Source organism: Limnohabitans sp. MORI2, from assembly GCF_027925025.1.
In the GTDB taxonomy this organism is placed as follows: domain Bacteria; phylum Pseudomonadota; class Gammaproteobacteria; order Burkholderiales; family Burkholderiaceae_C; genus Limnohabitans.
In genome coordinates this window covers 965206-984785 of record NZ_AP027058.1, presented here as the reverse complement: position 1 = coordinate 984785, position 19580 = coordinate 965206, and the positions used below count along the sequence as shown (strand labels likewise).

22 protein-coding genes are annotated in these 19580 nt (G+C 47.7%); 11 read left to right on the top strand and 11 right to left on the bottom strand.

What is annotated here, in order from left to right:
• Positions 1-46: 46 nt before the first annotated feature.
• The 4 genes from QMG27_RS05025 to QMG27_RS05010 form a co-directional block, all read right to left on the bottom strand.
• Positions 47-1174, bottom strand: coding sequence for a tetratricopeptide repeat protein (locus QMG27_RS05025; RefSeq protein WP_281813878.1), 1128 nt, complete (start codon positions 1172-1174; stop codon positions 47-49).
• Positions 1171-2661, bottom strand: a complete 1491-nt coding sequence (locus QMG27_RS05020; RefSeq protein ID WP_281813875.1) for a DUF4384 domain-containing protein — start codon at positions 2659-2661, stop codon at positions 1171-1173. The genes QMG27_RS05025 and QMG27_RS05020 overlap by 4 nt, the downstream gene beginning before the upstream one ends.
• Before the next feature lie 239 nt (positions 2662-2900).
• Positions 2901-3320 carry a hypothetical protein gene (locus QMG27_RS05015; protein ID WP_281813873.1) on the bottom strand — a complete coding sequence of 140 codons (420 nt, stop codon included), beginning with the start codon at positions 3318-3320 and terminating at the stop codon, positions 2901-2903.
• A gap of 72 nt (positions 3321-3392) precedes the next feature.
• Positions 3393-3866 carry a hypothetical protein gene (locus QMG27_RS05010; protein ID WP_281813870.1) on the bottom strand — a complete coding sequence of 158 codons (474 nt, stop codon included), beginning with the start codon at positions 3864-3866 and terminating at the stop codon, positions 3393-3395.
• Between the two features lie 281 nt (positions 3867-4147).
• Here QMG27_RS05010 and QMG27_RS05005 point away from each other — a divergent pair, with 281 nt between their 5' ends.
• The 3 genes from QMG27_RS05005 (at position 4148) to QMG27_RS04995 (ending at position 5591) form a co-directional block, all read left to right on the top strand.
• Positions 4148-4459 (top strand): hypothetical protein, encoded by a 312-nt coding sequence (locus QMG27_RS05005; RefSeq protein ID WP_281813868.1) that lies wholly within the window; start codon positions 4148-4150, stop codon positions 4457-4459.
• Positions 4456-4776 (top strand): hypothetical protein, encoded by a 321-nt coding sequence (locus QMG27_RS05000; RefSeq protein WP_281813865.1) that lies wholly within the window; start codon positions 4456-4458, stop codon positions 4774-4776. Before QMG27_RS05005 ends, QMG27_RS05000 begins: the two co-directional genes overlap by 4 nt.
• A 98-nt stretch (positions 4777-4874) precedes the next feature.
• The gene (locus QMG27_RS04995) at positions 4875-5591 is read left to right on the top strand and encodes a Crp/Fnr family transcriptional regulator (protein WP_281813862.1); all 717 of its coding nucleotides are present in this window, start codon (positions 4875-4877) and stop codon (positions 5589-5591) included.
• Here the strand turns inward: QMG27_RS04995 and QMG27_RS04990 are convergent.
• The 4 genes from QMG27_RS04990 to QMG27_RS04975 form a co-directional block, all read right to left on the bottom strand.
• Positions 5557-5895, bottom strand: a complete 339-nt coding sequence (locus tag QMG27_RS04990) for a hypothetical protein (RefSeq protein ID WP_281813860.1) — start codon at positions 5893-5895, stop codon at positions 5557-5559. The two genes, QMG27_RS04995 and QMG27_RS04990, sit on opposite strands and share 35 nt — an antisense overlap.
• Entirely contained in the window at positions 5892-6467 is a 576-nt protein-coding gene (locus QMG27_RS04985) for a response regulator transcription factor (RefSeq protein WP_281813858.1), read from the bottom strand. Before QMG27_RS04985 ends, QMG27_RS04990 begins: the two co-directional genes overlap by 4 nt.
• A 13-nt stretch (positions 6468-6480) precedes the next feature.
• Positions 6481-7200 carry a response regulator transcription factor gene (locus QMG27_RS04980; RefSeq protein ID WP_281813855.1) on the bottom strand — a complete coding sequence of 240 codons (720 nt, stop codon included), beginning with the start codon at positions 7198-7200 and terminating at the stop codon, positions 6481-6483.
• 79 nt (positions 7201-7279) lie between these two features.
• Positions 7280-7540, bottom strand: coding sequence for a BON domain-containing protein (locus QMG27_RS04975; RefSeq protein WP_281813853.1), 261 nt, complete (start codon positions 7538-7540; stop codon positions 7280-7282).
• 157 nt (positions 7541-7697) lie between these two features.
• Between QMG27_RS04975 and QMG27_RS04970 the strand changes: the two genes are divergently transcribed.
• Genes QMG27_RS04970 through QMG27_RS04955 form a run of 4 tightly spaced genes read left to right on the top strand, consistent with a single transcriptional unit; the run spans position 7698 to position 9925 of the window.
• Positions 7698-7994: a chaperone modulator CbpM gene (locus QMG27_RS04970; RefSeq protein WP_281813851.1), complete on the top strand. Its 297-nt coding sequence runs from the start codon at positions 7698-7700 to the stop codon at positions 7992-7994.
• Positions 7982-8695 (top strand): SOS response-associated peptidase family protein, encoded by a 714-nt coding sequence (locus tag QMG27_RS04965; RefSeq protein WP_281813849.1) that lies wholly within the window; start codon positions 7982-7984, stop codon positions 8693-8695. Before QMG27_RS04970 ends, QMG27_RS04965 begins: the two co-directional genes overlap by 13 nt.
• Complete coding sequence (locus QMG27_RS04960) at positions 8685-9425, top strand: Crp/Fnr family transcriptional regulator (protein WP_281813847.1); 741 nt, start codon at positions 8685-8687, stop codon at positions 9423-9425. The genes QMG27_RS04965 and QMG27_RS04960 overlap by 11 nt, the downstream gene beginning before the upstream one ends.
• Complete coding sequence (locus QMG27_RS04955) at positions 9422-9925, top strand: hypothetical protein (protein WP_281813844.1); 504 nt, start codon at positions 9422-9424, stop codon at positions 9923-9925. The genes QMG27_RS04960 and QMG27_RS04955 overlap by 4 nt, the downstream gene beginning before the upstream one ends.
• A 4-nt stretch (positions 9926-9929) precedes the next feature.
• Here QMG27_RS04955 and QMG27_RS04950 read toward each other — a convergent pair whose 3' ends face one another.
• A complete protein-coding gene (locus QMG27_RS04950) occupies positions 9930-12383 on the bottom strand; it encodes a cation-translocating P-type ATPase (protein WP_281813842.1) in 2454 nt (817 codons plus the stop codon).
• Between the two features lie 171 nt (positions 12384-12554).
• Here QMG27_RS04950 and QMG27_RS04945 point away from each other — a divergent pair, with 171 nt between their 5' ends.
• Positions 12555-13082 (top strand): porin family protein, encoded by a 528-nt coding sequence (locus QMG27_RS04945; protein ID WP_281813840.1) that lies wholly within the window; start codon positions 12555-12557, stop codon positions 13080-13082.
• Positions 13083-13124: 42 nt separating this feature from the next.
• The gene (locus tag QMG27_RS04940) at positions 13125-13526 is read left to right on the top strand and encodes a hypothetical protein (protein ID WP_281813838.1); all 402 of its coding nucleotides are present in this window, start codon (positions 13125-13127) and stop codon (positions 13524-13526) included.
• Between the two features lie 257 nt (positions 13527-13783).
• On the opposite strand, the gene QMG27_RS04930 is transcribed toward QMG27_RS04940, so the two are convergent.
• The gene (locus QMG27_RS04930) at positions 13784-14488 is read right to left on the bottom strand and encodes a BON domain-containing protein (RefSeq protein WP_281813833.1); all 705 of its coding nucleotides are present in this window, start codon (positions 14486-14488) and stop codon (positions 13784-13786) included.
• A gap of 324 nt (positions 14489-14812) precedes the next feature.
• Positions 14813-16135 carry a class I SAM-dependent methyltransferase gene (locus QMG27_RS04925; RefSeq protein WP_348773626.1) on the bottom strand — a complete coding sequence of 441 codons (1323 nt, stop codon included), beginning with the start codon at positions 16133-16135 and terminating at the stop codon, positions 14813-14815.
• A 43-nt stretch (positions 16136-16178) separates the two neighbouring features.
• On the opposite strand from QMG27_RS04925, the gene QMG27_RS04920 reads away from it, so the two are divergent.
• The gene (locus QMG27_RS04920; RefSeq protein ID WP_281813831.1) at positions 16179-16865 is read left to right on the top strand and encodes a sterol desaturase family protein; all 687 of its coding nucleotides are present in this window, start codon (positions 16179-16181) and stop codon (positions 16863-16865) included.
• Positions 16866-16906: 41 nt separating this feature from the next.
• The gene (mgtA, locus tag QMG27_RS04915; RefSeq protein ID WP_281813828.1) at positions 16907-19414 is read left to right on the top strand and encodes a magnesium-translocating P-type ATPase; all 2508 of its coding nucleotides are present in this window, start codon (positions 16907-16909) and stop codon (positions 19412-19414) included.
• Positions 19415-19580: the final 166 nt, after the last annotated feature.

Genomic DNA, 19580 nt, shown 5'->3' with positions numbered 1-19580 from the left:
TTTACAAAATGTGTAAAAAATAAGGTGCGCTAACGCACCATATCTGCTAATCCATCATTCGCAACCATTTACGCGGCACCAAATCAATCAATGGGGTCGGCTCTTTACGCAAGGCAGAAATACTCAACGTATTCTCCTGCTTCGGCACCAAAGAGGCTACATCGACCCCACTGAGTTGACGCATCCAGCTAGGATCCAGCGCGCCATCAGGCGTAGTTCTAGAATAAATCAACGACAGCATGCGGCGTGCTGAAGGACTACCTGCCGAGTCCGCCTGACGATACAAGCGAATCGCTTCCACATAGTTGACAGAGATGCCATCGCCGCGATGGTATTTGCGTGCTAATCTAAAAAGTGCTTCAGCCTTTGCTAACGAAACTTGAGCTTTAGAACTGCTTCTTGGTATTTGGTTCTCCATTCGCATGTGTTGACGCACCCAAATTGCATTCTGGTTGGCAACGTCTGACTGTGCAGCGGCATCTTCAAACAATGCCAAAGCGTGACGCCAATCGTGAACCTGAGCGTACAAAATACCCAGATCAATCATGGCGTGCACATTGCCTCCAGACACCGCTCGGTCCAATAAGTCACGCTCAGCGGCGGTAAGGCTTCGTACACCCTCGTTAGCATTGGGATTGAGAGGTCGTAATTGACGCTCTAGTAACCACTGCATGTAATACGCCCGAGCGGGATCGGCCAACATCAATTGCTGTGTCCAATGTTGCGCCTGAGCCCAATTGGCTGATGACTGACAACCCTCATAGGCACACCACGCCAAGCCTGCACGTGCCATTGGCTCACCGTAATGCACTCCCAAGGTAAACCATTGTTTAGCTTTGGCTGAGTTAGCGGGTACGCCTGCACCATGCAGATACAACAAACCTAACATCCAAGCAGACTGGCCTGCTGCCGCGCGTTGCGCGTCGTCCATCGGTGGCGCGAGGGCTGTTGTCCTGAAATGCGCCAATTCGCGCACAGCCTGCTCGCTAAGCTTATGCTGTTTAAGCACGACAGTTTCAGGCTCATTGGTATCACGTAGAGAGTCTAAAAGTGGCACCATGTCGGGTGTGGTTTGGCTCAGTTTGAGGTCGTCCTCATAACGCGCTTCCGCCCAGTTCAGCCCGTACAAACTACCAGCCACCCCCATGACGCAGATCAGAAAAAACCGCTTCATCGCGACTTAACCTGTGCATCTTGGGATGGTCGGCGTGAGGACACCTTCCACTCCAGCGTGGTTTGTGAAAACGATTGCCCCCCCACCGCCTTCTCATACCCTTTGACTACATCCTTCAAACCCACGATTCCAGGCAACGGTGTAAATGGCGGCATACTCAAAACGGGTTCCAGCTGCGCACTCACATCATCATCCGTCGCCACGCACATCACCGCCTCGGTACCTGGACCTGCTGTTTCAATCACATAGCCCGGATTGGGCGTCATCCAATCCGGCAAACGAATTGCTTGGTTTGCTGACACATACGCACGTGCCATCGTATTGGGTAATAAGCGAATCACGGACCCTGAAGCGTTGGACAAATAGCAAGCAACATAGGCATTTCGCGAAACGGTAGCCGAAATAAATACTTGCTCGCCAACTTCAAATTGGGTGCGTCCATTCATCACGTTTTCAATTTGAAGATTTAAGGTACGAGATGCAGATGGCATGCCAAAAGCTTTGCGAGAGCTTGGCAATGGGATCGAATCATTCCAAGCCATGGATATCGGATCTGGCTGGGTAGAACGCCAACCGTACCGTACCAAGTTTCCCTTTTCATCCAAGGATACAAAATCCCGCAAAGCACGCTCATATGTTGAAAAATCAACAACGCCCGTCACCACCATACCTTGATCAGCTTGAAATCTTGCAATCGCGGCACGAAGCACGACGGTTGGATTTTCATCTGCCGGTAAAGTTTTGCTCAGATAGCCTTTTGACATCAAAGACTGCTTCACCAATCCTTGGTGCACACCTTCAGCGCCTTCATCGTACCAATCACGTAACTGGCGCTGAAAATTCGGATGCGTTTGCTCCATCGTCAAACATTGCCAATACGGCACACGAGCCCACTTACCTGCCAACTCAATCACCGCAAGTTCTACGAGTGTACGGACAGCGGCGCCAGAGCCCTGTGCGTAGTCTTTACCAACGTTGAACTGCCAACCGTATTCACCAATACGTCCTGCCAAATCCAATCCTTCGCCTCCGTTGCCGATGATGACTTCATTCGCTGAGTCCATGCCGGGTATCAGTGTGCGGGTGCGAAAGTCACCCAAATGCAACTCTAAGGCAACAACCGTGGCATTTCTATTTTTGCTATAGCCTGTTTCGAAGCGGCTAGCCGACGTGCCAAAGTTACCTCGGTTGTTGAGCACATTTTGATCTACGTAAGAAATTGCCCCTGAAAAATACAGAGAAGGTCGTTGTAGTTGAACCTGGTTGTTATTTAGCAAAATATTGGTCAAGTTCTGCACCGTGTCTTGCCTTACCAAATCCACCTCATAGTCCACATAGCGAAACACATTACTTACTCTAGACATCTGCAAGAGAGCCGTGACAATCATTTCTTTCGTCGCAACTGGCGCACGAGTAGAAAAATCTGGAATTTGTTTACTTGTGATCAAGGTTGTTGACACCTGTGCCTCGCGCATCAGTTGATCCATGCACTGAAGTGAATCCGAGAAGCTAGACATAGCGCGCACTGGCCTCACACTCGGTCTATCAGATAAGGGGGCATAACTCTGGAATAGAGCGTCCTTGCGTGCATCCATGGGTGTGCTACATGCAGACAACAATAAGACCCCAACACAACAGAGTAAGCGCGCATGAAAAATCTTGGCTACCCGGTATTGAGTAGCGTGAGAAATGAACGACATGATGAAACCTTTGAGCAAGGGCCGACTCAGCGGCAGATATTGACCAAATCGCCGCGCAAAACCACGATCTGTGCTTCGGGCTTGGGGCCATAACGATTGAATGCACCGCTAGCAGTGGTAGTACTGTTACTGCCAATGTCTTGCGTACATACTTTTCGGACCCCCTCTTGCGCGGTGGTCGTGATAACGTTTTGATCTGTTAGAACGCCGGCAGTGTCCGCCGCAAATGCTTTGGCTTGAAAACGCGCCAACTTTGCGTCTATCCACGCGGGGATTTCCGAGTTGCTCGGCTGCACCGATTGAACTGCTGTATTCAATGGGAACATATTGCTCGGAATCCTTTGATTGAGCAACACGGGATCCTCGCCTGGAACCGGCTGTGCAGCAGACAACCCGACTTGCAAGCATGCCAAGCAAAATATAAACGTCAATTTGCGATCACGCACAAGCTTCTCCTAGCAAAAGGAGGGGGCATTGACACGGTAAAACCTTGTCGCCCCCTTGGGAGTCGCAAAAACTTATTGGCAAGTTAAGCAGTTGCTGTTTGAGGACAAGTTTTGCAATGCCTTGCCGCCCCACGATGCTTTATTGATCACAGCAGAGTTCTTGATCAATGCTACCTGGTAGGTGGAAGTGTGTAGACCATCCTCACCCACATTCGACGCAATGTTTTGGTTAGCTTGACCACCCATGCCAGCATTCATAACCACTGAGTCTTTGATCGCTGCCAACTGCATAGTCGTTGCATTGGAGCTAAAGCTACCTACATTGGAAGCCAGATTTTGCTGAGCTGTGCCATTTGAACCAAATGCCGAGTTAACTACGGCCGTATTCACTAGCACAGTCGCTTGCAGCGTAGGATCTGTTTGTACTTGTGGGGTACCACCGTTGCCGTTGCCGTTGCCGTTGCCGTTGCCGTTGCCGTTAGCAAAAGCAAAAGAAGTCAAGCATAGTGTTACCACGCCGATCAATGTTGATGCAGATTTTTTCATGATGATTTCCTTAAAGTAAAAGTCTTGGCGCCAACTCCGGATGAGCCGGCACCCACACAGATAACAAATCAACATCAAACCACTCATGCGAATTGCTCAATGTTTTTTGTTGATCCGCAATCAGTGTCATTAAATTAAAGCGCTCTCACAATCCCATGAATCAAGTACCGCCAAGGGGATATAGCAAGCCTCATTAAAAACAAATAAATGGGCGTGGGCTACCGAACAGACTGTGCTCTGACTCTTCTTCAAAATGGAACTTCTCAACCAAGGAGTCATTTATGTCAGAAAATTTCGAAGCTCAGAAAATTCAATTGATTCATGATTTAAAGACTGTGATTCATGATGCGCAATTGCTCATACAAAGTAAATCACACGACTGCAAAGTCAACTCTGAAGAATTGAAAAAATCCATGGCGCAAAAACTCAGTGATGCCATAGAGCAGCTACACCATATCGAGTTCCATACAAATGAAAAAATCAATCATGCAGCACAAAAAACCAAAGCCTATGTGCAGTACCACCCCATCAAAGCGCTAGGCATTTCGGCCGGAGTGGGGCTGTTGATTGGCATTCTGATGAAACGTCGGTGATCAGCGACAAGCCAGATGGACTCATCAAGATGATGTCAACCCAAAATAGCTGGAAAACTCTTCTGATCACACTGTTTGATTTACAGCTTCAGCTCTTATCGAAAGCGCTCATAAATCTTCAGCGGAGAATTTTCTTCGCGTTATTTTTATGGGTATTAGGTGTTTTTCTCATCGCAATCAGCTTGGTGAGCTTTGCAGTATTGATTTTTCACATTGGATGGCCAATGTATCCAATTCAATCACTCGCTGGGATCAGCTTTGTATATGGCATTGCAGGCATCATGACGATTCGACAATGCACCGCCCGCATTTCATAAAAGCTTTAAATTTTCGATGCCTGTTATGTGCGATGGCGGACTGACTGAAGTTATAAAGGTGTCTAAATTCCGTCGAAACTATCTCACGGAATTTAGGCATGCAACGCGTTGAATCGTTTTTAATCAAGCAAGGTAATCGACTGATATCTGGGCTCGCAGATAACGATTGGGAAAGATGGAAGCCACACATTGAAGTCATCCAACTCAAAGCTGGCAACATTCTTTTTGACTCTGGGCAAACTATTCATCATGTGTATTTCCCTTTGAGCGGCATCATCTCGCAACAATATGACTTTGAAGATGGCAAGTCGGCCGAGTTTGCGCAAATGGGCAATGAAGGAATGGCTGGTGTATTCATCTTCATGGGCAGCGTTTCGACATCAAGCAAGGCTGTGGTCATAACCAATGGTCTTGCCTACCGGTTGGCTACCCCATGGATGTTGAGTGAATTCAATGCATCTGGCGCATTCCGACAAATGATCTTGCATTACATGCAAATATTGATGACAAACGCATCTCAACTCGCTGTTTGCAATCGACGCCATACCATTGATCAGCAACTATGTCGTACGCTTTTGCTTCAATTAGATCGAGTAGCAGGCGATGATTTATCACTCACTCATGACTTAATCTCACGCTCCATGGGAGTTCGGCGAGAAGGGGTCAGCGAAGCAGCGAAACGATTGGAGAGAATGGGAGCTATTGCCTACTCACGTGGACATATTCACGTAATGGATCGATACGCGCTTCTGAAAAACACGTGTGAGTGTTATGGCATCATTAAGAAAGAACACTGTAGACTTCTTCCTCTATAACGCCAAACTGAACCAAACTATTGCGACGCAGGGTAGCCATTGACAAATCCCAAACTGCAGTCGAAAAATTAGTTTGGTTAATTATTTGATCAAGCCAAACGGTGAGCAAAATATCTTGCAGCCCAAAAGGATTTTTTACATCATACAAATCCGAAATTTCTTCCTGCAAAATGGTCATCGAAATGTAGCCATGACTACGCATCAATTCGATCCAAGTGAGAAATGGTGACTCGATTTCATACATTTTTCTTGCCTCATTATTGATGAGCTCAATATTTTTCGCCCGTCGATGAAGATCAATCATGGTTGAGTCTCCTGCTGCAAGACGGCAAAACGAGTTAATTCCGCAACTTTATGCACACCAATTTTTTGCATGATGTTGCGCCGATGGGTATCAACTGTATGTGGCGAGACACCCAACTTTCTGCCTATTTGCTTCGATGTATACCCCGCAGATATCCAGCTAACAACCGTTGATTCACGCGGCGTCAAATCTGGCAGGCGTGTGCGATTTCTACTGTCACACAAAAGTTCCGTCAAAGTAGGACATATATATCGTTGACCAATGCGCGCAGACTCAATGGCCATAAGCAAATGCTTGAAACTACCCCAAACAGAAATGCAAGCGTGTGCACCTTGACGCAAAGCACTTATAACATCCGAGCGCTCATAAAAATCAGCGCACAAAACGGTTGGAATTTGGCTGCTTGAAAATTTCACAACGTCATTGGCATCATCTGTTACGCAGACATCAATCAGCATGTCGGGTCGATGCAGTCTGCGTGACACACACCGCATATCTTGACTCATTAAATAATCTTCTACGCCCTGCTGTATCAAACCGTGGCGCATCCCTATGTAAACACTTTTTGACATGGGAAGATTCCGATCAAAAGTCACGACGCATTCGCGACAACAAATCTACACGGTCTTGGCATTGGAGTTTTTTGTAGATGTGCTTGAGGTGAATTTTTACTGTTCCCTCTGCGATTGAGAATGTACTAGCTATTTCACGATTTGAACGCCCACGTACCAACAACTGAACAATAGATAGCTCTCTGAGTGTCAGCAATCGCTCAATGATTGAACGCGTTAGCGGTATATCACCTTGAGCTAGATCACAGACCGAATACTCTTCATCTAGCCACCTTTGTCCGTGATGAACTTCTCTAATGCACTCCATCAATGTCTCCTTGGGTTTAGATTTCGAAACCAATCCATTTACTCCGACGGCTATCAACCCCAAGACATCCAAGATACTGGCATGTGTAAACACCACTGGCAATGTTTTTAGCTTTTCTTCTCTGAGGTCACGTATCAAACTTAAGCTATCTTTTTCACTCAACGTCAATTCCATGACAACAATATCCGGCTGCAAAATCAAAATTTCTCGCCAAGCTGCAGCACCGTCATGCACACAAGTCTTGACAAGAAAATCAGGATGGTTAGCGAACGTCTGCATCAAACCATCCAAAACCACAGGATGTGGATCAGCAAACATAATTTCAATAGGCATTGCTGGTGACGCATTAGCAGCGTCATCACTCATTAAAGCTTCCAACTCATCATCAGTAATCAATGGCGCTGATGGAACAAGGGCTTGGACCATGGGTATATCTCTCAAAAAAGAGACCTCATCTTGTCAGTCCTACGTGAATTCCTCCGTACGTCTGCCAACACAAGCTATGTCAACCACACGATAGATTTGGCATGACGATCACTTCATCCTTCACATGTGTCACATCTGCAATAGCACGAACAGCCAGCAACAGCTCTTCCTTCTTCTTTGCGCTTTGTACATAGCCTCTCAGCTCCACTTCTCCCTTAATGATCTTCACATTGACCTGCCCCCACAACATATGTAGAACTTCTCGAAGCGCATGATTGATAGCCAACTCCATGCGATAACGCCGCCGATCTTCAAATACCACTTTAGAACTACCCGTCATTCTTCCACTCCTTTTTCCATACAGGCAGCTTAATTTCTTGCGAACTTTTCAAAAGTTCGCTCGCTTACATACACAAATCAAATTTATTTTTGTTATGTGCGAAACAGCACACATTGATACGCACTGATGTTTCAAAATTTTGAAAAAGGAGACAGCTATGCAACTCACACAAAGCATTGAACTCAAAGATATTGCTGCGCTGTGTCAATTAGGTGCCAGCGAATTGGACGAGTTGCTGGAATACGGAGCTATTCCACTTGTAGAGACGCCATCCAATGGCCTGCGTGTTCCGAACAACTATGTCAACACGCTACTCAAAGCTGCACAAATAAGACGTGACTTCGCTTTGGATCTATTCACGATGGCGATCTTGGCTAATTACATCCAAAAAATTAGTGACTTAGAACTCAGTAATTCGCAGTTGCGTCATGAGGTAGCTCAATGCAAGTGTTAAGTTATCTATCTCAAGAGGGAATGAGCGGCTCCTACCCCACAAACTCTGCATGGCGTTTTATGCCGAGCGAGCGTGATGTGTTAAAGAAACCTAACACACCCACTGTGCAACGCAATGAAATGGTAGGCCCTGGTGACCACTGTGTGATTCATCGCCGCAAGTTGATTGACTACAGAAATGTGTCTCACACCACAGAGTTGGCGTTGTATGGGCTAATCCCATCATGGGCATGTGATGCGCACTCTGCCACACAAAACTGTGTAACGCATATCGCCACCGTTGCAAACAAACCCGCTTATCGCAGTGCATTAAACAAAGCGCAATTTTGTTGGATTTCCGTGGATTATTTTCTTGGTAGCGTTTGGAAAGACGGGCGTGAACAACCCGTTCGGATTGAACAGCTAGATCAAACACCTTTGTATTTAGCTGGCATCTGGAGCGAATGGACATTAGATAGTGGAGCCCCCATATTGAGTTTTTGCCTACTCACTCGTGACACAGAAACACAACTCAAAGCACAAGGTGTCCGCTTGGGACAAGGCATTTCGCAAAGCTATGTCATTCTGAGCCACTCCGCGCATCGAAAAGACTGGCTTTGCAATTCATTTGAGCAAAACAGCGTCATCCTAGAAACCATCCACATCCCTGAGCTTCTCATCAGCCCCTACACTTCCATCGAACGACCGCGTCATGCCACATGAATCTCTCTCAATTCTCAAACAAAGTAACGCTATTCTGGCGGGTTTGCCACTCGGTGATTGGGAGCGTTGGAAACGCTTTTTAACTCCTGTTGAGTTGGCAGTGAATCATGTGATTCACAAAGCAGGACGCACAGAAAAGCACATTTATTTACCAGCATCTTGCATCATCTCTGTCCAATACGATTTTGAAGATGGTAATTGCGCAGAGTTTGCAGAGATCGGCAACGAGGGCATGACAGGCACCTTCATCTTCACCGGTAATTCAGCCACGGTTTCGCAGTCCACAGTCATCTCTAAAGGACTGGCCTACAGAGCAGACTCAGACTTTGTCGAGCATGAGTTCAACAATTCCTCACCATTTCGTTGCCAAATTCTTCGTTACATGCAACTTCTAATGCTCTACACCGCACAAACTGCAGTTTGCAATCGTCGCCACTCCATCACCCAACAACTTGCACGCGTTTTGTTGGTTAACCTAGATCGAATCATGGGAAATGACCTCGCTTTCACCCACGAGTTAATGGCCAAAAGCTTAGGCGTGCGACGCGAAGGTGTAACACAGGCAGCACAACATTTGCAAAGCCGAGGTGATATTCAATACACACGCGGAAATATTCGTATTAAAAACAGACAAGGCCTCATGACTTCTGCCTGCGAGTGCTATCGCATCGTTAGGGATGAGACTGATCGGCTATTATTCGCAGCCCTTCCCATCGATAGCGCCCCATGAACACAGACATGCCCAACATCAAGCTTGCCCTGAGCGCACTTCAAGAAGAGGTTCGAATTCTCAAAGAAAATTTTCACTCACTAAACTCGAAGTACACCGAAAATTTAATTTCCCTTAAACAACTCACACTAACGTCATCAGAGGCTGCGACACGTGCGGCCAATGCAGCTGAAAGAGCCGCTAAATCTGCATCATTTTGCGCAGAAACAGCCAAACTTGCGGCGAACTCGGATATCGTGCTCGCTGCCGAAAATGCTGCACAAGCAGCGAACGAGTCGGCCGAGGCAGCTATGGAAGCTGCCGCCGCCGCCGCTGCCGCCGCCGCTGCCGCCGCCATCTCTTTGGCGCAACATGCTGAGGATGCCTGCACACAAGCATCGGCTACAGCGGCCTATGCCACACAAATGGCGACGGAATCTGCAGCACATGCAATCAAGATGTCGCAGGCTGCCACCGAATTTGCGAGACGAGCACGCGAGCGCAATGACTCAAAAAAGTAAAAACTTATCCTTTAACGAGGTAGCGTCCTAAAGCGCTAAATGCCCCCAAGCCTACAGCCACGGACATTGCCTCAAGGCTGATCGGTGCAAACTTAAAAGCATTCGCAGCTACAGGCCAATAAACAGCAAGCCCTGTTACACAAACAGCTCCTAAACTCAACCAGAGCATGCGTGGATTGATAAAAAAATATTCGCCTCGTGTAGGAGAGTGCTGCCGGTAACTGGTCATTAGCATCATGTTACCCACCACAAGTGTGACAAATACAATGGTTCTTTGCAGCATCAAATCGCTGGTATGGTGAATCGCATACACATAACTGAGCGCCACCATCGCAAGTGCAAATAGCCCGCGGCCAAGTGCTGTGTGTATTTGTGATTGACCTAGCACAGCGCCACGTACATCACGCGGTGGCACTTGCATCACCGTCGCATGAGCCGGCTCATTTTCAAATACGACCGAACAAGCAGGATCTATAAAAAGCTCTAGACAAGCCATGTGCAGCGGCAACAACACCGAGGGCGTATTGAACAACATCGGCCATACCGCTAAGCCGGCTATAGGCAAATGAACCGCCAACAAATATGACATCGACTTCTGCATGTTGACGAAAATGCTACGCCCCAAACGAATTCCTCTCACCAAGGCTCCGAAGTTGTCGTTCAGCAAAATTAAAGCTGCTGTGCGCCGCGCGACATCTGTACCGCGCATACCCATGGCCACAGCAACATCGGCTGCTTGCAAGGCGATCACGTCATTCACACCGTCGCCGACCATGGCTACGACCTCCCCTTGAGCCTGAAGAGCTTGAACAATTTTCAGCTTCGCCCACGGACTCACCCGTGCATACACAGACTGGGTGCGAACACACTCGGCCAACTCCAGCAGTGTCAACGCTTCAAGCTTGTCACCTAGCACGCAATCCTTTGCATTCAACCCAGCCTGTTGCGCAATGGCCAATGCTGTTTTAGGGTAGTCGCCTGTGATCACCACAACACGTATGCCAGCCTGCTCACAGGCACGCAATGCAGCTGGAATCTCTTCGCGAATCGGGTCTCTAAACGCAATTAGCCCTACCCACTCTAATTTATGGTCCGCCAAACGTTGAGGGGTCAGAAACTGATATTGCTCACACTGAGCAACAGCAATCACGCGCAAGCCGTTTTCAGCCATCTGGTCGACTTGCGTCATCCACTGAAGCTTACTCTTTGCTGTGAGTTGACACAGTTCCATCACATCTTCTGGCGCACCCTTGGCTGCCAAAAAAATTGACTGACTTTTGTCAATTTGATTTGGGCACCATGCTTGCGCCGTAACACGAAGCTCTGCGCGAATCGGAAACGACTGAATGATCTTTCCCCACGCCGCCGTGTCCATATTAACTCGCTCACGAAGAGAAAGTTCCATAGCGTCAAAAGGTTGAGCAGAACTAGCCAGAATAGCCACACGCAGCACTTCATTTGCCGTATCAGAAGACACTAAGGCATCTTGAAATTGAATCTGCTCAATATGCTGTTGCCTTTCTACCACCACAATTTCTGGTGACATTTGGTTTTGCGTCAACGTGCCCGTTTTGTCGGTGCAAATCACGGTACACGCGCCCAAGGTTTCTATAGCATGAATGTTGGTCGTCAACACACCTTCGGTAGACAACCTTTTTGCCCCCAAAGCTGGAAACATCGATAGCACCACAGCGTACTCTTCTGGCAGCAAACTCATTGCCAACACAATGGCCGCTAAAAAACCACTCAACCAGTGTCCGTGTACCCATCCCTGCACAAGCCACATAACAGTACAAATCAACAAAACCACTTTGGCCAAGTTTTGAATCAAACGCTCTGTTTGTTTTTGCAATGGAGATGTGATGTACGAAATGCGAAGCAATGACGCACCGATTTTCCCCATCGCGCTACGCTGCCCAGTTCCGATGACGCGAGCCAAACCTTCGCCTCTAATCACGCATGTACCTGCCAGCACTTTTTCGGCCGAGAGCTTACACACCGTCGCGGACTCACCCGTGAGCAAGGACTCATCCACCTCCATGTAGGCGACTTGCACGAGGCGAGCATCCGCTGCAATTTGCTGCCCCTCCATCAAGCACAGCACGTCACCCAAAACCACATCTTTTGCTGCAACTTTGAGTACGTCCCCATCTCTTAAGACGATGGCAAAAGGTTGTGCCATATCGCGCAATGCCTGAAGTGCATTTTGTGATTTTTGACCTTGCACATAAGTCAACACCACTACAGCCAGGACTACAAACAGAAGTGCCACACCATCTTCCAACTCACCCAAAACCAAATAAATTGCTGCCGCCGTCAGCAACAAAGCAAACATAGGTTGCCCAATGATGGCTTTGACCTTTTCCCACACAGTGACCACTGGCTCTGCCACCAAGACATTGGGGCCGTAAAGCACAAGACGACGATGTGCCTCTTGCGTACTCAAACCGCGAATCATGAATTTCCTTTGAATCAACGTCACATGCGACACAGACTAGTCGACTGGCAAATAAATGGCCGTGTGCCGGCGCACATTGACTCGTCAGTGTATGGCTTGACTCTGTGGCAAATCGCACAGACGTTCATACCCATTCCAAAGAAGATGTACCCCTTACTTCAAAGGACTTGTATGAAACCTCTCACTACTCTGACAGCATTGAGCTTGGCTGGCGTATGCCTTTCCTCCGCGCAGGCACAAACCTTTTACCCGTTGGCCACCGACTATTACGCCGAAGCAGGCTTAGTTGCCATGGAGCTCAAAGACAACGGGCAAAGCTACAACCCTAATTCCATGCGGTTGATTGCAGGCAAAACCCTTAACCGTAACTTGTCACTTGAGGGCATGTATGCATTCACTATCAATTCAGACAATCAACCTAATTTCGATGCCAAATCCACGCATTACGGAATTGCACTCAAGCCCTACATCAGCATCAATGAAAACACCGAGGTGTTTGCGCGTGCGGGATATGGACGCTCCCACGTGACAGCTTCTGCAAGTGGTGAAAAATCACTTTCAGATTGGTATTACGCCATTGGGGTTCAAACCAAATTCACCCCCGACATCTACGGCCAGCTCGACTACACCAACTTTGTCAATAAAGATGGCGCATGGGCACAAGGCATTGGCTTTTCTGTAGGCATGCGGTTTTATTGACCCCGCTTCATTCAAAAATATACACAACACTTGAAAGTTTATATGACCAATCTACCCACACCCTCTCAAAAACCCATCGCCCATGCAGCCGAAGCACACGAATCAATGGCCGAAATGCGTGACCATTGCAACCAATATCTTGCGCACATGGTTGATCTATTGTTTGAAGGACAAAAAGAAAATCTGAAGCTGTTGAGCCAAATTCAAAAGAGCATGCTAAAAAATGGCAAAAGTTTCAGCGAAACCCTCAACCATAACGGCAATGGCTATGCAGCATCACACCAAGCTTCTTCCGATGATTTGTTTAAATCGATGATGGATATCGGTGCTTTGATATTGGATTCGGCGCATATGACAGCGGAAAAATCTGCCAACATTGCCAAAGGATCGATGATCAATCACAAAGTTAAGTCTCAACCTGCACAACAGCACGGCAAACATTGAGCTCCCGCGACGTCACAGGCTGTCGGCCGTCATAAAAAACCTTTTCCTGTTGCCGTCGTGGAGGGAGAGGAATATTGGTGGTGTGCTTGTGGCCTGAGTCAATGCCAACCCTTGTGCGACCAATCGCACAAGGAAACTCAGCACACCCCTGTTTTGTTTCACGCCCAAGAAACAGGAGTGGTCAATTTTTGCAGATGCAAACTCACCAGCAATCCGCCTTATTGTGATTGCAGCCAAATGTTATTTGGTCAACAAGGCTAAGCCTTCATAGCAGATTTTTTGCCTGACACTGTGAACACAGGCACCACAAAAGGATCGACCACCAAGTGATCTTCCACATACGTCACACCAGGAATAGCCCAAGCTATTTCGACTACCTCCTGCTTGTGGTGTCTATGGGTCACATAGCCGCTGATGACGATGCGTCCATCAATGACACTCACATTGATGGCGCCACACTCTTTATGAAGTAATCGCTTGATCGACTCTTCTATTCTGGCCTTCACATCTGCAGGTTGCATGGTTGGCTTGATGTTCAAACCACAATGAATTTTTCGTATCCCACGGATTTCTTTGAGCATGGCCAACAAATGCTGGATTTGATAATTCCAATCCACCGAACCCGTCAAAGTTAATTCTCCGTCTTCCACCATTACATCGATGCAATAGGGATGCATAGGATGCATCATGTCGATCAAATTCACCACACGCTGCGCCAGCTCTGTGTCCGTGATTTGATCTTTATGATGCAAGTTGACCTGCACATTTACTGCAATGGCGCGAACTCCAGCGATGCGCCATACAGTTTCTTCTGCAGCCCACTTCTCCTTCAAGCTCCCCACTTGGCCTGCCAAGGTCACCACGCCGTCTTTGACACCAATTGATAGATTGTCGGCATTGAGAAACGGGCAACTCTCCAACTCTTTGAATACTTCATTTTCCAGCTGCTGGTCCGTTTTCATGGCGGCAATTCCTCTGAATGGCGGTTACAAAAAATGGTGCGAGTGAAGAATTCTTTGCTTTTTGAAGCTCAGTGCTCAATGCCTGCTGTGAGTCGGCTGTGATTGATTGATGTCAGCAAGGCACACCCTTCTGGTAGGCATCAAATCGCCAAGCGCCACAGCTCGACCATTCAACACATCATCAATTCACTTTGCGACCCCGGCATCGATATGCCCAGATTCAAAGAAGCGAACAATTTCCTCACCCGCAACCTGATCATGTTCCTTTCAAATGAGAAAGTCTGTTCGATAACCCACATAAATTCAATCGACTTGTCATGCCCATCAAAGACACGGTTCATCAATTGCCAAGCACCGACTGAGTACCGAGGCTAATTCTGGTGAAGATGCCACTTCATAGAGGTGATGACGCGTAAATGGGTAGTCAGACAAGGCATCATTGCGAATGGCAAGCATCTGATAAAGCGCAGTCCAACCTCGCTCAAATCCCACGGCACATCCCGCTAAGTAGAGTCGATACGCCAACAGAATTTTTTCTGCTTTGGTAGGGTGGTACTTCATCAGTACACTGCGCGCCTCGTCCAGTCTGCTCTCAAGTCGGTCAGACCAAGCCCAGAGTGTTTGCGCATAGTGGGGTCGCAAATTTTCTACATCGACTAACTCAAACTTAGCTCTAGCCATGTGGTGCATAACCTCGCTCACGGGTAGCAACTCGCCACCAGGGAAAATATATTTTTCAATAAAGTCCCCCATGCTCAAACCGAGTTGTTTTTCTTCCATCCAACCGGCCGTAATGCCGTGATTCAAAAACATACCACCTGGCTTAAGGACTCGCCAAATTTTTGAAAAATAGGCTTCCATGTTGACGCGCCCAACATGTTCAAACATCCCAACGGATGCGACCTTGTCAAAAGGCTGTGATTCGTCTATGTCTCGATAATCCAGCAGATGAATCTTGACGCGCCCTGTTAAATTTTTCTCTTTGATCTTTTGATCAACATGCATGTATTGATTTTTTGACAGCGTGATGCCAGTAGCTTCAACACCGTAATGTTCAGCCGCCCACAAGAGCAAGCCCCCCCAACCCATACCAATATCCAGAAATCGATCGCTCCGCTTAAGCATGAGCTTTCGGCAAATCAAATCTAACTTTGCTTCTTGCGCCTGCCTTAGGCATATCTCTGGATTTTCAAAATATGCGCACGAATACACGCGAAGTGGGTCAAGCCACAAGGCGTAAAACTCATCTGAGACATCGTAATGTGACTGAACATGTGCTGCATCTTTGTCGCGACTATGAAGAAATCGGCTCCGCCACTTATGTAACCCAAACTCGATAAAACGCTCCACAGAGCTTTTATCAGTTTGGTGTGGTTCTGTTTGAAGCAGCCGTTGTGCAATGTCCATGAGCTGTCGCATAGATCCTTCGAATTGCAAACGGCCTTCGACCAAATCAGCGCCAATGACGCCTAGCTCACCCTCAATCAAATCCGTCAACGCACTCCAACTATTGAGTTTCAATTTTGGCGACTTATGCCAACCCAAAACACCATTGATTTGGCGCCCATCGGGCAACTCCAAACACAAGGGCACCTCCAACTTCAACAAATGATTTTTAGTGTTTTCTGCCAATAGGTTTTGCATCATGATCTGCTCCAAGTTGAAAATCAGAGCAGGCTAAAAGCAGTGCATGCAGTTCATGGTGCGCCAACGCACAAAACGTTTATTCATCGTTCAATGTGCTCAAACGCACAGTGCTGGAAACCTCTTCAAACAAAAATTTCAATCACTTTTTGTTGTGAGATATTTTTTCATGCGCCTTATTAAACCTGTGCGAACCGAAAGAGCTTATCGCTTTGACTTGATCTTTTATGCGGTTTCACCATTGAGTCTTGGCTTATTGCTATACATCTACAGCCCACTTGAATCGAGGGCTGAAATACTACTTCTAGGCCTTGTAGGTTTGGTGCTGTGGAGCTTAATAGAGTATCTGCTCCATCGATTTGTTTTGCATGGATTACCACCATTCAAGCGTTGGCATACACAGCATCACAACCAACCAATGGCACGCATCTGCTTGCCCACCGCATTGAGTATGTTGCTTATTTTGTTATTAGTCTTTTTACCTAGCTTGTGTGTATTCAACATCTGGCAAGCCTCAAGCTTCACATGCGGTGTGTTAAGCGGTTACGCGATCTATACCCACATCCACCATGCCACACATCATGCTCGACAAACGAACGGATGGCTTGCAAGGCGTCAGCGCGAACATGCGATTCACCATGCTTCGCACCACTTTAGCTTGCAGCCAAAGGAACGAAATTTTGGCGTCACAAATCAATTCTGGGATCGTCTGTTTCACACTGCAGCGCATTGACTTGCAGATCGATTGACCACGAAAGCCGTCCCCGCCGTCAAATGCAATTTCCCACGGCTGAAACCACTTTATGCCAAAGTGCCGCCATCGGGCTGACCACGGATCAGGCACGCGCTCGCCTTCACCAATATGGCGCCAATCGTTTGCGTGACACCAGCCAAGCAGCATGGGTTTGGCAGTATTTGTCGCACTTTAAAAATCCATTGGTTTTAATTTTGTTGATCGCCAGTGGCGTGTCGGCTGCCGCTGGTGAGCTTTCCAACTTCTTCATCATCTCCTGCATTGTTATTTTTAGCGTCACACTGGACTTTGCTCAAGAATATCGCGCCACGGCCGTTGCCGATAAATTACGTCAATCAGTGTCTATTCAGGCCGCGGCATGGAGAGATGGTCAACTGACAAACATCCCAGTTTTTGAACTGGTACCGGGTGATGTGGTCTTGCTGACCGCTGGAGATCTCACCCCTGCTGACGGTTGGTTGTTTGAAGCGCATGACTTCTTTGTCAACCAATCACTGTTGACTGGTGAGTCATACCCTGTTGAAAAGCTTGCAAGACCTCTTTCGCTTCCAGTTACGGATTTACCCGATGCAAGTCACCTTGTTTTCACGGGGACATCCATCATCAGTGGTAGTGCACGCATGTACGTGACACGTACTGGCGCAAATACCCAAATTGGTGGAATCGCCGACAGTGTCATCAACACAACCGAAGCAACCTCTTTTGAGTTGAGCACACGTCTCTTTGGTTTGATGATTCTTAGGCTGACCTTATTGATGGTGATGTTTGTAGTTTTGGCGAACATTGTGTGGCATCAGCACGAATGGTTAAGTGCTTTTCTTTTCGCCGCCGCACTGGCCGTCGGTCTCACTCCTGAACTCCTGCCCATGGTGGTTTCTGTGACGTTGGCACGCGGTTCCATGCGTATGGCAGCCAAGCAAATGATCGTTAAACGCCAGTCCTCCATTCAAGATTTGGGATCGATGGATGTTTTGTGCACCGACAAGACCGGTACGCTGACCGACTCACACATCCGCCTCGAAGCCCATGTCGACCTTCGAGGTCAATCCAGTGACAACGTGTTGATGATCGCGGCACTCAACAGCCATTTCGAAAGTGGTCTCAAAAGCCCTTTAGACGAAGCCATTCTTGCGTACAAGGTAATGGATGTTGGCATTTGGACCAAGGTTGATGAAGTCCCTTTTGACTTCGAACGCCGTCGTGTTTCGGTCCTCCTTGAGCAAGCAGGTCAACGTTGGCTGATGGTGAAAGGCGCGCCTGATGACATCATGTTGCTTTGCACAGAAGCAGCGACCGATGGGTTAAACCACACCATCCCATTTGACGAAGCCACGCGACAGGCGGCTCAAACATGTTGCAAAGATTTTGAAAAAGAGGGGATGCGCGTTTTAGGCGTTGCTTGTCGTCACGTTCCTGTCAACCATGCTCACGCAGTGGTGAATGATGAGTCTGCCCTGGTGTTCGCTGGTTTTGTTGCGTTTCTTGATCCTCCCAAACAAAGTGCCGCTGAGACTTTGCAAACACTTGAAAAGATCGGTATTGCCATTAAGGTTGTCACAGGCGACAGCGAGTTGGTCACGCAACATGTTTGCGCCCAATTAGGACTGCACGTACAGGGCGTACTCACTGGAAGCGAAATTTCGACCATGGACGATGCAGCGTTGGGCGCTATGGTCGAGCATGTGAACCTGTTTTGTCGCATGAATCCAGTGCAAAAAAACCGCGTGATTCATGCTCTAAAGTTTCGGGGGCATGTGGTCGGTTATTTAGGCGACGGCATCAACGATCTGCCAGCACTCCATGCGGCAGATGTGAGCCTGTCCGTCGATTCGGCCGCTGATGTAGCAAAAGCTGAGGCAGACATGATCATGCTGCAACACAACTTGTCTGTATTGCACGACGCAGTCATGGAAGGGAGGCGAACATTTGGCAATATCATGAAGTACATCTTGATGAGCACCAGCTCCAACTTTGGCAACATGTTCAGCATGGCTGGCTCGGTAATATTTCTCCCTTTCTTACCGATGCTTCCCACGCAAATTCTTCTTAACAATGTACTCTACGACCTCTCAGAAATCACCATCCCTTTTGATTCTGTCGACACAGACGACACCAAACATCCGAGAGTCATGGACATGACTTTGATCCGTAACTTCATGCTGACCATCGGACCTGTGAGCTCATTGTTTGACTTTTTGACGTTTTACGTAATGCTTACGGTGTTCAATGCCGATGAGCGTTTGTTTCAAACCGGCTGGTTTATTGAATCGCTTTGCACACAAGTTCTGGTGATCTTTGTGATTCGTACGCGCGGGAAATTCTGGCGCAGTAAACCTCACCCATGGCTCGTCACCACATCGATCCTGACAGTTTTCATCGCAGCGGCTTTGCCCTTCACAACGATTGGAGAATATTTCGGGTTTACCCCGCCTCCGACAGCATTTTACGGGGCACTATTGGCGATGACGATACTTTACTTAGGCTGGGTTGAGCTGATAAAGCACTGGTTCTATATGGGCCATCATTAAACAAGAAACGTCACAACAATGCAACATGCGCCCTGCTCAAAAAATATCGATTTCGCAGTCTTAAATAGCGCTTGAACTTGACTTGTTACAGTGGATGCGCGATGTCGTTTCACAAACGACGGTGTCCAGATTCTGGACACCCCAGCACCGTCCAGAGCTGGACGCC